The sequence below is a fragment of the Prevotella sp. TF12-30 genome (genome assembly GCF_003436715.1).
Classification (GTDB): domain Bacteria; phylum Bacteroidota; class Bacteroidia; order Bacteroidales; family Bacteroidaceae; genus Prevotella; species Prevotella copri_A.
The window spans coordinates 105,293-119,795 of the sequence record NZ_QSQJ01000001.1 but is presented as its reverse complement, the minus strand read 5'-3'; the positions used below and the strand labels follow the sequence as shown (position 1 = coordinate 119,795).

Below are 14,503 nucleotides of genomic sequence, written 5' to 3'. Positions count from 1 at the left end.
TACATTATATATATTATATGGAAAGAACATGGAGATGGTTTGGCAAGAAGGATAAGATTACGCTTGCCCAACTGAAACAGATAGGTGTGGAGGGTATCGTGACTGCACTGCATGATGTGCCTCTGGGCGAGGTTTGGACCCGTGAGAAGATTCATGAACTGAAGGAGTATATCGAGTCTTACGGTATGAAATGGAGCGTAGTGGAGTCTCTGCCAGTGGTGGAGACCCTGAAGTACGGCGGTCCTGACCGTGACCATCAGATTGAGGTGTATAAGGAGAGTCTGAGAAACCTGGGTGAGGAAGGCATCAAGTGCATCTGCTACAACTTTATGCCGGTACTGGACTGGGCACGCACCGATTTGTCGCACGAGAATCCTAACGGAGCCAACAACCTCTATATGAACTGGGGCGAGTTTGCCTACTTTGATATCTATATCCTGCAGCGTGAAGGCGCTCGTGAGGATTGGGTTGAGTTCTCTAAGGAGCACAAGTGGGGCAGAGACCTCGTGGCTGAGGCTGATGAAATCAAGAAGACTTCTACACCGGAGCAGGATCATGCCTTGGTAGAGAATATCATCATCAAGACCCAGGGTTTCGTATCGGGTAACTTCAGCGAGGGCGATTCTGCTCCTGTCCAGAAGTTCCGCGACCTGTTGAAGCTTTATGATGGCATCGACAAGAAGAAGTTGCAGGAGAACATGAAGTACTGGCTGGAGGCTATCATGCCTATCTGTGATGAGTACGACATCAACATGTGCGTTCACCCAGACGATCCTCCTTATCCTGTATTCGGCTTGCCAAGAATCATCGGCCGTGCCGAGGATATCCAGTGGATGCTCGATGCTGTGCCAAACAAGCACAATGGTTTGACTTTCTGTGCAGGTTCATTCTCTGCCGGCGAGCACAACGACTGTGTGGCAATGGCAAAGCAGTTTGCCGACCGCACCCACTTCGTTCACCTGCGTTCCTGCTACATCTTCCCTAACGGTAACTTCACCGAGGCTTCTCACCTGGGTGGCCGTGGCCATCTGATAGAGCTTTGCCGCATCTTCGAGAAGGCAGAGCAGGAAGGCAAGTGCAATTCGGGTCGCCGATTGCCGATGCGTGTGGATCACGGTATGACCTTTACCGATGAGCCAGGCGGTGTGTTTGATGAGAGCAACCACGGCCACAATGCCGGTTACACCCTCCTGGGCCGCATGTTTGCCATGGGCCAGATTCAGGGCGTCATCGCTACCGTGGATGATGAGCTGGGCATAGAGTACAAGCAGCCGGGATTTTATGATTAGTTTATAATTTTAGGCTTAGTTTATTGTTATAGACTTAGGCTATTTAGTGATTTGAAATTCAGGTTAGATAAAATACGAAAAAGACTAGCGTGCGTTTTTGCATGCTAGCCTTTTTTTTGTGCTGAGTTTTTTTGTTATTGGCTAAATGTGCCGCTCATTATAGCCAATAATACTTAAAAATAGGTGCTATTGGCTAAAAGTTATATAAGAATTAGCCAATAATTGCTTTTTTCTTGCTATTTTTGCAGATGGTTAGAAATTAAAGCAGGAGAATAAGAAGATGAAGAATAATATCATAGGCAGAAAGAGTGAACAAGATACCTTGGCGCGTATTTACGAGTCAAGGCAGTCGGAATTTGTGGCTGTATGCGGACGCCGCAGAGTGGGGAAAACGTTTCTTGTGCGCGAATATTTTGAGCAGGAAATGGTGTTTCAGACATCAGGATTGGCGGGAGGAACCACACTGGAGCAGTTGAAAAATTTCTTTTATACGCTTCGACGTTACGACAGGAATGTAACCTCTGTTCCCCACGACTGGCTCGATGCTTTCGAAATGCTTATCACTTATCTTGATTCTTTAAACGGGATAGAACGCAAGGTGGTTTTTCTCGACGAACTGCCTTGGATGGATACTGCGGGTTCTAATTTTATTTCAGCCTTGGAGCATTTCTGGAATGGATGGGCTTCGGCACGTCGCGACATCGTTCTCATTGTCTGTGGCTCTGCCACTTCCTGGATGATGGATAAACTCATCAATAACCATGGTGGACTTTATGGTCGCCTTACCCATCGCCTTTTCCTGCAGCCTTTTTCTCTTGGGGAGTCGGAAGCTTTCCTGAAGACTAAGGGGATGATGTTGTCCAGATATGAACTGGCAGAACTTTATATGATATTGGGAGGAATCCCATATTATCTGAACCTTTTTGATGAGCGATTAAGTTTGGCTCAGAATATAGACCGTTTGCTGTTCAATCCCAATGGTCAGTTGTACAATGAGTTTACGATTCTCTATCGCTCTCTGTTTAAGGATTCTGAGGCATACGTCAAGGTGGTAGAATGCCTGAACGAGCGTGGCTATGGTATGATGCGCTCGGAAATAGCCGATGCCACCGGGATGAAGTCGGGCAAATCGTTGACCACGATTCTCGACAATCTGGAATCCTGCGGTTTCATCAGAAAGTATGTCAACTATGGCTGCTCCACCCGAAAGTCTCTCTATCAGTTGGTAGATTTCTTCACCTTGTTCTATTTCCGTTTCCTGCGCGATAGTTCATTCCGTAATCTTCTGTATTGGAGTAAGTTGCAGCGCACGCCCCGTTTTTATGCCTGGGCTGGAGTCTCTTTCGAGATATTGGCGATGAATCATATCGACCAGGTGAAGCAGCGGTTGGGAATTTCTGGTGTGGCTACCCAGTTGTATTCCTGGCGAAGCAAGAGTGATGCCGGATCGGCGGAGCGGGCAGCCCAGATAGACATGGTGATAGAGCGTGGTGACAATACCATCAATCTTTGCGAAATGAAGTTTTCGGAAAGTGAGTTTGCCATCAATAAGGATTACGAGAAGATTCTGAGAAACAAAATCGTCCGTTTTATGGAGGAAACGAAGACCCGAAAGTCGATACAGCTGACATTTATCAGCAGTTATGGTCTTCAGCGGAATATGTATTCGGGCATTGCCCAGAATGAAGTGGTGCTCAATGATTTGTTTTGAGCTCCACTTCCTCCACATATTTCACTAATGAATCCTTGCCGTTGAGCAGGTAGTAATCCACTCTAACCACGTGGTTGATATCGGCATTACCTTTTACCTTGATATGGCGGGTCTTGCTGTATATCATTGTATCGCGGCGGGATGGATAGGAGACGAGCTGGATGATGTCCTTGGTGGAACCACTGCCTATGTAGTAGATGCCTACACTATCCTTGCCTGCCTTGACAGCCGCCATCTTTGCCATCTTCTTGGCATGAATGGCAGCGGTATCTTCCGGATAAAACTCACTGGCGGCTACGGTATCGCCGTCATGCTGGTCGGGTGCAAACTTACAGCTTGTACTGGTTGTTGTGATAAAAGTTGTGGCAGCCAGAGCTGCCACAAAGCATAAAATTTTCTTCATTATTATTTTGAATTAATCGATTACATTTGTACAATCACCTCGTGCTTGCCTTCCAGGCAAGGAACGATGGTGCCATCGATGACCTTTCCATCTACGGTAATCTGCTTCACGCCTTTCTCCCTGCCTTCAGGATTCTTCACGATGATGTGGTATTCGCCACCACGGAACTTGCGGGTAACCTCGTATTCATGGGCGGTGCTTGGCAGACATGGGTCGATGTTCAATCCCTCGTAATCCGGTTTGATGCCGAGGATGAATTCAGATACGGTGTACCACATCCAGGCGGCTGTACCTGTTAACCAGGAGTTCTTGCCCTCGCCAGGCTTGGCGGCATCCTTGCCGGCTACCATCTGGCAGTTGACGTATGGCTCCACCTTGTGCAGGGTCTGGTATTTCTCCTCTACATAACTTGGCAGAATCTTGGTATAATGGTTCCAGGCATCATTGCCACGTCCGGCAACGGTTTCGCCGATGATGACCCAAGGGTTGTTGTGGCAGAAGATGCCGGCATTCTCCTTGTAACCTTCAGGATAGGATGAAATCTCGCCCATCTCTACATGATAGGTGGTGTAGGCTGGGTTGTTCAGCACCATTCCGTGCTCGCATTCCAGGCGCTCCTTGGCGCTATCCAGTGCTTTGGCGCAGAGGCCTTCTTCCAGTCCGATGCCAGCCATGGTGCACCAGCCCTGACTCTCGATGAAGATCTTGCCTTCCTCGTTCTCATTGCTGCCTATCTTGTTGCCGAAGAAATCGTAGGCACGGAGGAACCATTCGCCGTCCCAGCCATGCTGCTTCACGGCTTCGCTCATTGCATCTACCGCTTGCTGCATGCGATCGGCTTCTACCAGGTAATCTTCCTCGGCAAGTCCGGCTATCTCTCCTTCGCGGCAGTTGGATGCCTCCTTGGCAAGCTGCTTGCAGAGGGCGATGTAATCCTTGCCGGTAACAACAAACAGTCCGGCAATCATCAGGCTCTCTGCCTTGCTGCCTTCGCCCTTGTTCTCGGTGGTCTGGAAGCTCTCGTTCGGATCCCAGGAGAAGCAGTTCAGGTTCAGACTGTCGTTCCAGTCGGCTCTGCCGATGAGTGGAAGCTTATGCGGACCCAGGTTGTTGATGACGTGGTTCATCGAAATCTTCAGATGTTCGAAGAGACTCACCTCGCTGCCTGGCTGGTTATCGAATGGTACCTGCTCGGAGAGGATGGAGAAATCTCCCGTCTCCTTGATGTAGGCTACGGTTCCGAAGATGAGCCAGCAAGGGTCGTCGTTGAAACCGCCACCTATGTCGTTGTTGCCTCGCTTGGTGAGCGGCTGATACTGGTGATAGCAGCCGCCGTCTGGGAACTGGGTACTGGCGATGTCGATGATGCGCTGGCGGGCACGGGTAGGTATCTGATGAACGAAACCTACGAGGTCCTGGTTGGAATCACGGAAGCCCATGCCTCTGCCGATGCCGCTCTCGAAGAAGCTTGCAGAACGCGACATGCAGAAGGTTATCATGCACTGATACTGGTTCCAGATGTTCACCATGCGGTCTAACTTGTCGTTTCCGCTCTTCACGGTGAAGATGTTCAGCAGGTTATCCCAGTACTGGTTGAGTTCAGCAAAGGCTGCATCCACCTTTTCGGTGGTATCGAACTTCTTGATGAGCTGATGCGCCTTCTCCTTGTTGATCACCTTCTTGGCAGAGAACTTCTTGTCCTGTTCGTTTTCTACGTATCCCAGAAGGAAGATGAGGTCGCGGCTTTCGCCCGGCTGCAGGGTTACCTCTATATAATGTGATGCGATAGGGCTCCAGCCGTGGGCAAAACTGTTGCGTGGCTTGCCTTCCATCACGGCTTCCGGTTCGGCAAACTCGTTGTAGAGTCCAATGAAGCTTTCACGGTCGGTATCGTAGCCCTGAATCTCGGTATTCACGGTGTAGAAAGCATAGTGGTTGCGGCGCTCACGGTACTCCGTCTTGTGATAGAGGGTAGATCCTTCTACCTCCACTTCGCCTGTAGAGAAGTTGCGCTGGAAGTTCTCCATATCGGTAGCGGCATTCCAGAGGCACCATTCCGCAAAGGAGAACACCTTGAGGGTCTTTACTTCCGCAGTCTGATTCTTCAGCGTCATCTTCTGGACTTCAGCCCAGGTGTGGAGCGGAACGAAGAAGAGAACGCTTGCCTCTACGCCGTTCTTGCTGCCCGTGATGCGGGTATAGTTCATGCCGTGGCGGCACTCATAGCTGTCGAGTGGCGTCTTGCATGGTTTCCAGCCTGGATTCCAGACGGTATCGCCATCCTTGATGTAGAAGTAGCGACCACCGTTGTCCATAGGTACCCCATTGTAGCGATAGCGGGTGAGACGACGGAACTTGGCATCCTTATAGAAAGAATACCCACCTGCTGTGTTGGAGATAAGCGAGAAGAAATCCTCGTTACCCAAATAGTTGATCCAAGGCCATGGGGTCTTTGGGTCAGTAATCACGTACTCGCGATTGGCGTCATCAAAATGACCATACTTTTTCTCTGCCATTGTTTTTTTAATGTTTATTTTTAGAATTTTTGCATGAATTTGGTGCAAAGATAATAAAAAGTTTCAGTTTATAGGTTAGAAAACAGATATTTTTTGTATTTTTGCATTGAAAAGTTAGATGTTTAACAATTTGCGATTAACATAACATACAATTGGCTTATGAAAAGAAACATTATAACACTCCTCATAACCGTGTTTGCCATGTTGCAAGCAACGGCTCAAACCTACGACAACTTGTGGAAACAAGCTGATATCATCGCTCAGAAGGATCAGCCCAAGAGCGAGATAGGGGTGATGAAGAAAATCATCTCCAAGGCTACGGCGGCGAAAGACTACGGCCAGCTGCTGGCGGCTGAGATAAGGCAAGCTATACTCTGGAGAGAGATTTCGCCCGACTCGCTGACACCGAACGTGAAGCGGATGGAAACGGAAGCACTGAAAGCGAAAGATCCCGTGCTGAAGGCTGTGAGATATGCCGTGCTCGGTAAGGTGTATAGGGAGGTGAATGGGAAGAAGAGCGAGGAGTTCTTCAAGAAAGCCCTGGAGCAGCCTGAACTTCTTGCCAGAAATGCTTCTACCGGGTATGTGCCGCTGACGCTGAAGGGTGTGGATGGCAGTTCGTTCAAGAACGATTTGCTGCATCTCATCGGTTTCGAAGCAGACAGCAAGGAGGCGTATCTGCTGATGTACACCTATTATAATAAGGTGGAAAATCGGGGTGCGGCTTGTCTCTGTGCCTACAAACTCATCGAGAAATACCGCCAGGATGATGTAAGAGAGGTCAGAAAGTCGAAGTATCTGAATACCATCGACTCGCTCATCCACGTCTATCAGGATATTCCGGAGGCAGGCGAACTTGCCGTGGAGCACTTCCGCTTCATGGAAGGTGCTACCGATGCCAAACCGCAGGATAAGCTCAACTATATCAACTATGCACTGAATAGATGGGGCGGATGGTCGAGAATGAATGTGCTGAGAAATGCACAGAAGCGCCTCACCGAACCTATGTTCCAGGTGCAGGATATGCCATTGGTGCTTCGCCCTTCGGAAAAGAAGTGGGTGCATCTGAATGTGCGCAATCTTCAGAATCTGAACATTCGGCTTTCCCGTCTCAATATCACAGCGGATAATGAATATGATGCCCAGAATGAGGCAACCTATAAGATGCTCCTGAAGAAGACCACGAAGCTGCATCAGAAGGATTTCAGCCGCAACTACTATGGTCGTCCGGATTACGAAGAGGTAAAGGATTCCATCGAAATCGGTGGCAATCTGCCGCTGGGTGCCTATCTGATGGAGGTGACTTCGGATAATACAGGCATTGCTCCGCAGCGAGAACTCTTCTATGTCAGCAATCTGGCGGTGATGATCCAGCAGTTGCCTGATGACAGGCATCGCTATGTGGTGGTGAATGCTACCGACGGTCAACCTGTTCCTGGTGCGAAGATAGTGCTCTATGACAGAAACTATGACGACAAGACGGGCAAGTTCAAGAGAGTCATTCATGCCCGAATGACGACAGATGACCAGGGCGAGGCTTATTTCAAGAATGTGGATGGAAACGTCTTGATTTCCACCAGCAATGACAAGTTTACGCCTGCCAAGGATATCTACCTCTCACGTGCCCGCTATTACGAGAAGAAGGATGATGAAACGAAATATCAGCTGTTTACCGACCGTGCCATCTATCGTCCGGGCCAGAAGGTGCATGCCACTGCCGTTTCCTATATCGTGAAGAAAGGCCTGGATGCCAGTGTGCCGGGAAAGAGCATGGAACTGAAGTTTATCCTGAGGGATGCCAACTGGAAGCAGGTGGCTGAGCAGAAGGCTACAACCGACGAATATGGTACGGCATCTGTGGATTTCGAATTGCCTCAAGGTGGACAGACAGGTATGTATCATGTATCCGTGAATAACCGAGCTAACAGTTCCTTCCGTGTGGAGGAATACAAGCGTCCAACCTTCGAGATTACCTTCCCGAAGGTGAACGAGAAATATAACTGGGGCGACACCGTAGTGGTGAAGGCTTCGGCAAAGACCTACGCCGGTGTACCAGTGCAGGGCGCCAAAGTGGAGTATCAGGTGACTCGCAGAAACCAGCTCTGGTGGTGGGGCGCAGGCTCTGCCGGACAGTTGGTGAAGACTGACAGTTGCGTGACTCGTGAGGACGGAACCTTCGACGTGGAGATTCCGCTGGAGGCTTCTTTGTCAGGAAAAGACGAGGCTGATAGGAGCGATTTCATGCGCATCGCCCGTTTCTTCAACTTCGAGGTCTCAGCCATCGTTACCGACATCAGTGGTGAGAGCCACGAGGGCGTGATGAGTCTGCCTTTGGGCACCAAGCCAACCATCCTCACGGTGAATCTTCCTAAGCGTATTGAGACAGACAGTCTGAAGACGGTGACCTTTGCTTACCGCAATGCCAGCGGTATGGAGATATCCAGCAACCTGAAGTACCGCATCGACAAGGGCGAATGGAAGGATGCCGAGGCGAATGCGCCGATTTCTATGGCTGTATTGCCATCAGGTGTGCATGAGATGGAGGCAATCTGCGGACAAGACACCCTGCAGCAGAAGTTCACCCTCTTTAGCATCAAGGATACCCATCCGATGGAGCCAACCACTGAATGGTATTATCAGACGGCGAAGACCTTCCCGCGTGATGGAAAACCGGTATATGTGCAGGTGGGTTCTTCTGAAAACGGAGCGCACATCGTTTATTCCATCATCGCTGGCAACAAACTGCTGGAGAAGGGTGCCTGGGAGTTGGGCGACAGCATCGTTACCCTGCCATTCACCTACAAGCCGGAATATGCTTCGGGTGTGGTGATTAATTATAGTTTCGTGAAGAATGGCGAATGCTATACCAGAAAAATCAGCATCGCCCGTCCTTTGCCGGAGAAGAAGTTGAACATCACCTGGAAGACTTTCCGCGACCGTCTCACTCCGGGACAGAAGGAGAAGTGGACCTTGCAGATTACGACTCCCGACGGCAAGCCAGCCAAGGCACAGCTGATGAGTGTGCTTTATGATAAGTCGCTCGACCAGTTGGCTGAACATACCTGGGAAATGTCACTGGGATTCAGCCAGTGGTTGCCAGACTGCTATTGGAAGAGCAATCTGAAGTATTATGAGATGGGATTGGCTGGTACTTATCCTACCAAGTATTATGATGAAAAGGAGTTGGATGTGGATCAGTTTGATGGCAAATACTTTAGCTATTATGGTTATATGCAAGCTGTGGAACTGAGCAAGTTGGAACGTTCTTCTGGCGGAACCGTTGAGTCTGTTCGTATACAGAAAGACGAGCTGGTTCAGGAAGAAGGGAGAGTCATGAAAACTCGTGGGAGTAATATGATTCGTGTTGCAGCGGCTGCTCCATCTGTCAACAAGGTTTTTGATGTAGTAGAGGAGATGCCGCAGTTTGCTGGCGGTTCAGGCTCAGACGCAGGACAGTTCCTCGACAAGGTTCAGATTCGTGAAAACCTGAACGAGACCGCCTTCTTCTATCCTGCCTTGGAGAGCGACAACCAGGGCAATGTGGCTATCAATTTCACCCTGCCTGAGAGCGTGACTACCTGGAAGTTTATGGGCTTGGCGCACGACAAGGAGATGAGAAACGGATGCCTGGTAGATGAGGCTGTGGCTCAGAAAACCGTGATGGTACAGCCTAACATGCCTCGCTTCCTGCGTGAAGGCGATAAGGCTACCATCGTGGCTAAGCTCTCCAATACTTCTGATAAGAAGGTGAGCGGCAACGCCCGCATGCAGATTATCGACCCGGAGACCAACAAGGTGGTTTGGCAGAAGACCCAGGGCTATAAGATAGATGCCGAGGGTTCAGCCATCGTCTCCTTTGATGTATCGGGATTGAAAGAAGGTGTATATATAAATAAGGTGGTGGCTGCCGGTAATGGCTACAGCGATGGCGAACAGCACTATCTGCCGGTTTTGAGCAACCGTGAACTCGTGGTGAACACCCTGCCTATCACCCTGCATCAGAAGGGTGAGCAGAACTTCGACCTGAGCAAACTCTTCCTAAACAAGGAGGGCAAGCAGGCGAAGGGCGCAGCGGATGCAAAGGTGACCGTGGAATATACCAACAATCCAAGTTGGCTGATGGTCAAGGCGCTGCCGTCTATCAGCAATCCGGATGAGGAGGATGCCATTTCGCTGATGTCTGCCATCTACGCCAATACCATCACCACCCATATCCAGAAGACTCTCTCTTTGGATAATCATTCTCAGAAGAATCTCTCTCAGGAGACCATTCGTCTGCAGAATCAGGTGGAGAAACTGAAGAAGTTGCAGAACCCTAACGGTTCCTTCTCCTGGTGGAAGGGCATGAAGGGCAGCCGGTATATGACAACGTCGGTAGCCGAAATGATGGTTCGTCTGAATGCCGTTGCCGGTGTTCAGAAATCCACCGCCAAGATGCTGACTTCCGCCATCAATTATCTCTCCTGGCAGACTGCCCAGGAAGTGAGAGAAATGAAGAAGCAGGAGGAGAAAAAGCACAAGGTGAATCCTAGCGAGATGGCTTTGCATTATCTCTATATTGTCGCAATGGATGGGACTTGTGTGAAACTCAAAGCTCCTGCTTTGAATGACATGGATTATCTCCTCGGAAAACTGAAGAAGATGACGGGTTCGTTGACCATCTATGGCAAGGCGAAGGCTGCTGTGATACTCGCCCTAAACTACGATTACAAGACGGCTGCCGACTACTTGAAGAGCATGGAGGAATATTCCGTCTATCGTGAGGATATGGGCAGATATTATGATACTCGCAAGGCGTACTATAGTTGGAGAAACTATAAGATTCCAACGGAGGTGGCTGCCATCGAGGCTCTGCAGGCTTTGGATGCTCAGTCTATAGCTGCTATTTCATCAGCATCGTCTGCTATTAGCAAACAGCAGACCATCGAGGAGATGCAGCGCTGGCTCCTAATGTCGAAGCGCACCCAGGTTTGGGATACGCCAGTGAATACCGTGGATGCCGTCTACGCCTTTATGAAGGGCAATGAGAGCAACTGGAGCAGGAAGGCTGAGAATGCCGTTCTGAAACTGGATGGCAAGCTGCTGCCGATGCCGCAGGATTCTACTACGCTGGGTTATGTCAAGACCGAAAAGGCGGGTAAGGCATCTACCCTGAGCATCAACAAGAAGAGCGATTATACCAGCTGGGGTGCCGTGTATGCGGAGTTCAAGCAGCCGCTTAGCGAAATAGCCTCTCTGGAATCGGGCATCAAGGTTAGCCGTAAGGTTGAAAACCAGAAGAAGGCGAAGGTGGGTGATAAGATCAAGGTCATCATCACCATTACTGCCGACCGTGACTACGATTTCGTGAAGATTGTGGACAAGCGGGCAGCCTGTCTGGAGCCTGTCAATCAGTTGAGCGGTTACCAGTGGGGAATGGAATGTTATGTTTCTCCTAAGGATAATACAACAAATTTCTATTTTGATCGTTTATCTAAAGGTAAGCATTTCGTAGAAATGGAATATTATGTTGACCGTAAGGGCGATTACCAGTCGGGCTCCTGCACGGCAGAGTGTACTTACAGTCCGGAGTTTGGTGGTCGTACGGAGGCATATAAGATGACAGTTAATAATTAATATAAGGATTGATAATTACGAATAGAATAGTATGAAACGAATGAATATATTGATGCTTTCATCGCTGTTGGCGGTGTCTGCGTCGGCACAGAAAATAAGTACTCAGAGCGAGATCGTGGATTGTGGACAGGTAGTATTCCGCAAGCCGGTGACCGCTGAGTTCCTGATGAAGAATGAGGGCAGCAAACCGCTGATCATCCATCAGGTGTATAAGAGTTGCGGATGTACAGAAGTGGTGTATCCGAAGAACAGTGTGGCTCCTGGCGACAGCTTCTTGGTCAAGGCGGTGTATGATGCGAAGCAGATGGGCACCTTCCACAAGCAGATATGCCTCTATAGCAATGCATCGGAGGAACCTTTTATCCTCTCTATGCGTGGTAGGGTAGTGAGCAATGTGGTAGATTTCGCAGGTCCATATAATGAACTGCTTGGCGAACTCAAGTCGGATGTCCAGGAGGTGGAGTTTGATGACGTGAACCGTGGCGACCGTCCGGTACAGCGCATCCATATCTTCAATCCTACAGAGGAGATGATGGAACCTGTGGTCATGCATCTTCCTAACTATCTCCAGGCGACGGTTTCGCCATCCAGGGTGGCACCTCACCGTTCCGCAGAGATTACCTTCGTGCTGGATTCGAAGAAGCTGCGTGATTTCGGCTTGAATCAGACTTCTGTTTATCTGGGTGAGCGTCCTGGCGACAAGATTGCTCCAGAGAAGGAAATCGTGGTTTCTGCCGTTCTCCTGCCAAGTTTCGACAAGTTGACTGCTGAGCAGAAGGAACAGGCACCGAAGGTGGAACTCTCTACCACCGATCTGAATCTGGGAAGCTTCAACGGCAAGAAGAAGCGGAAGGGTGAAATCCTGGTTACCAACAGGGGTAAGTCGGTTTTGGATATCCGAAGCATGCAGATGTTTACCATGGGCTTGCAGGTACAGTTGAAGAAGAGCAAGATTCAGCCGGGAGAGACCGTGAAGATGAAGGTGACAGCCGTGGCTGCCGATCTGAAGAAGTCGCGTGCCAAGCATCCTCGTATTCTCATGATTACCAATGATCCGGAGAATGCCAAAGTTGTAATTAGAATAAATGTAAAGTAATGCAGATAGAAATAGATAATGGTAGTGGTTTCTGCTTCGGCGTAACCACTGCCATCAAGAAAGCTGAAGAGGAGTTGGAAAAGGGCAGTACACTCTACTGCCTGGGTGATATTGTGCATAATGGTATGGAGGTGGAGCGCCTGCATGAGGCGGGACTCATCACCATCGACCATGAGGAGATGAAGGAGCTTCACGATGTGAAGGTGCTGCTTCGTGCCCATGGTGAACCGCCTGAGACTTATGCGCTGGCAGAGAAGAACAATATTGAGATTATTGATGCTACCTGTCCGGTAGTACTCCAGTTGCAGCGCCGCATCAAGAAGCAGTATGTGAGCAATCCGGAGGCGCAGATTGTCATCTTCGGCAAGAAAGGTCATGCCGAGGTGTTGGGTCTGGTAGGACAGACCGAGAGTCATGCCCTCGTGGTAGAGAAGTTGGAGGATGTAGAGCATCTGAAGGAAGTAGGTAAGTTGGATTTCAACCGTGATATCTATCTCTATTCCCAGACCACCAAGAGTCTGGATGAGTTCCATCGCATCATCGAGTATTGCCAGGAGCATATCGTAGAGGGCGCAACCTTCAAGAGCTTTGATACCATCTGCCGCCAGGTGGCTAACAGAATGCCAAACATTGCATCCTTTGCCAGCAAGCATGATGTCATCCTCTTTGTCAGTGGCAGAAAGAGCAGCAATGGAAAGGTGCTCTTCAAGGAGTGCAAGAGTGTGAATCCTAACAGCTATCAGATAGAGAGTGCCGAGGAAATCAATATGGATTGGTTGAAGGGCGTGAATACCGTTGGCATCTGTGGTGCTACCAGTACTCCTAAATGGCTGATGGAAGAATGCAAGGAGAAAATCATCAAGGATACCTTATCATAAAGAGAAACAGGTAATCTGATGATTCATCTCATCAAATAAAAACAGGTGATAAATCTTCTCACGAGGACTTATCACCTTCAAAAAACAGTAATTAACTCAAAATTTATAATCTATATCATTACTACCTTGTCATTATGTCTGCAAAGATAAATAAAACGACGTTTTTTTGCAAAGTCAATTCTTTAAAATGGCAGTTTTTTTATATTAAACTGAAATTTTAATATATTTTTGCAGTTTTCTTTGTCCTTTCTTCGACAGAGTAGCTTTTTGTTACTTTTCTGTGGCTTTTTGATACTGTTTCATCAACCATTCCTTCTGTTCCGGAATTGTCATCTCACTGTTGTCGAGTGTGATGGCATCATCAGCCTTGCGCAAAGGAGAGGTCTCACGATGGGTGTCAATGTAGTCACGCTCCTCTACGTTTTTCAGAATAGCCTCGAAGTCGGCAGGCATTCCTTTCTCCTTGAGCTCATCGAAACGGCGCTGTGCTCTTACCTGAGAGCTTGCCGTAACGAAGATCTTCAGTTCTGCGTTAGGGAAAACGGTGGTACCGATGTCACGGCCATCCATTACGATGCCCTTGTCTTCGCCCATCTTCTGCTGCTGGGCTACCAATGCCTCTCTTACGAATGGGATGGCTGCCACAGGACTTACGTGATTGGAAACCTCCAGCGAGCGGATTTCCTTTTCTACCAACTCTCCGTTGAGATAGCAGTCTGGGCGACCGGTTTCGGCGTTGAACTTGAAAGAGATGTGGATGTTTGGCATCTCAGCCTCTAACTCTGCTACCTTTACCTTGCCATCCTCATCGAAGAGCTGGTGGCGCAGGGCATAGAGCGTAACTGATCGATACATGGCACCTGTATCTACATACACATATCCGATTTCCTTGGCAAGATCCTTTGCCATGGTACTCTTTCCACAAGAAGAGTAACCGTCAATTGCTATTGTAATCTTCTTCATGTCTTTAAATCTGAAAAGTTTATCTGTTCTA

Annotated in this window: 8 protein-coding genes; 5 read left to right on the top strand and 3 right to left on the bottom strand. The window is 49.0% G+C overall.

What is annotated here, in order from left to right:
* Positions 1–17: 17 nt before the first annotated feature.
* Together uxuA and DXD25_RS00545 are read left to right on the top strand one after the other, a co-directional pair.
* Entirely contained in the window at positions 18–1,289 is a 1,272-nt protein-coding gene (gene uxuA / locus DXD25_RS00550) for a mannonate dehydratase (RefSeq protein WP_117661299.1), read from the top strand.
* A gap of 280 nt (positions 1,290–1,569) precedes the next feature.
* Entirely contained in the window at positions 1,570–3,000 is a 1,431-nt protein-coding gene (locus DXD25_RS00545) for an ATP-binding protein (protein ID WP_117661298.1), read from the top strand.
* On the opposite strand, the gene DXD25_RS00540 is transcribed toward DXD25_RS00545, so the two are convergent.
* Together DXD25_RS00540 and DXD25_RS00535 are read right to left on the bottom strand one after the other, a co-directional pair.
* The gene (locus tag DXD25_RS00540) at positions 2,984–3,403 is read right to left on the bottom strand and encodes a hypothetical protein (RefSeq protein ID WP_117661297.1); all 420 of its coding nucleotides are present in this window, start codon (positions 3,401–3,403) and stop codon (positions 2,984–2,986) included. The genes DXD25_RS00545 and DXD25_RS00540 overlap by 17 nt on opposite strands.
* A gap of 20 nt (positions 3,404–3,423) precedes the next feature.
* Complete coding sequence (locus DXD25_RS00535) at positions 3,424–5,919, bottom strand: GH36-type glycosyl hydrolase domain-containing protein (RefSeq protein ID WP_117661296.1); 2,496 nt, start codon at positions 5,917–5,919, stop codon at positions 3,424–3,426.
* Between the two features lie 159 nt (positions 5,920–6,078).
* On the opposite strand from DXD25_RS00535, the gene DXD25_RS00530 reads away from it, so the two are divergent.
* Genes DXD25_RS00530 through DXD25_RS00520 form a run of 3 tightly spaced genes read left to right on the top strand, consistent with a single transcriptional unit; the run spans position 6,079 to position 13,509 of the window.
* A complete protein-coding gene (locus tag DXD25_RS00530) occupies positions 6,079–11,535 on the top strand; it encodes an alpha-2-macroglobulin (RefSeq protein WP_117661295.1) in 5,457 nt (1,818 codons plus the stop codon).
* A gap of 31 nt (positions 11,536–11,566) precedes the next feature.
* Positions 11,567–12,631, top strand: coding sequence for a DUF1573 domain-containing protein (locus tag DXD25_RS00525; protein ID WP_117661294.1), 1,065 nt, complete (start codon positions 11,567–11,569; stop codon positions 12,629–12,631).
* On the top strand, positions 12,631–13,509 hold the full coding sequence (locus tag DXD25_RS00520; protein ID WP_117661293.1) for a 4-hydroxy-3-methylbut-2-enyl diphosphate reductase: 879 nt from the start codon (positions 12,631–12,633) through the stop codon (positions 13,507–13,509). The genes DXD25_RS00525 and DXD25_RS00520 overlap by 1 nt, the downstream gene beginning before the upstream one ends.
* Before the next feature lie 270 nt (positions 13,510–13,779).
* Here the strand turns inward: DXD25_RS00520 and cmk are convergent, their stop codons facing one another.
* A complete protein-coding gene (gene cmk, locus DXD25_RS00515; RefSeq protein WP_117661292.1) occupies positions 13,780–14,472 on the bottom strand; it encodes a (d)CMP kinase in 693 nt (230 codons plus the stop codon).
* Positions 14,473–14,503: the final 31 nt, after the last annotated feature.

What these genes read in the sequence shown, in the direction of transcription:
- uxuA (WP_117661299.1), top strand. Translation starts at nt 18, where the DNA reads ATGGAAAGAACATGGAGATGGTTTGGCAAGAAGGATAAGATTACGCTT.
- DXD25_RS00545 (WP_117661298.1), top strand. Translation starts at nt 1,570, where the DNA reads ATGAAGAATAATATCATAGGCAGAAAGAGTGAACAAGATACCTTGGCG.
- DXD25_RS00540 (WP_117661297.1), bottom strand. Translation starts at nt 3,403, where the DNA reads ATGAAGAAAATTTTATGCTTTGTGGCAGCTCTGGCTGCCACAACTTTT.
- DXD25_RS00535 (WP_117661296.1), bottom strand. Translation starts at nt 5,919, where the DNA reads ATGGCAGAGAAAAAGTATGGTCATTTTGATGACGCCAATCGCGAGTAC.
- DXD25_RS00530 (WP_117661295.1), top strand. Translation starts at nt 6,079, where the DNA reads ATGAAAAGAAACATTATAACACTCCTCATAACCGTGTTTGCCATGTTG.
- DXD25_RS00525 (WP_117661294.1), top strand. Translation starts at nt 11,567, where the DNA reads ATGAAACGAATGAATATATTGATGCTTTCATCGCTGTTGGCGGTGTCT.
- DXD25_RS00520 (WP_117661293.1), top strand. Translation starts at nt 12,631, where the DNA reads ATGCAGATAGAAATAGATAATGGTAGTGGTTTCTGCTTCGGCGTAACC.
- cmk (WP_117661292.1), bottom strand. Translation starts at nt 14,472, where the DNA reads ATGAAGAAGATTACAATAGCAATTGACGGTTACTCTTCTTGTGGAAAG.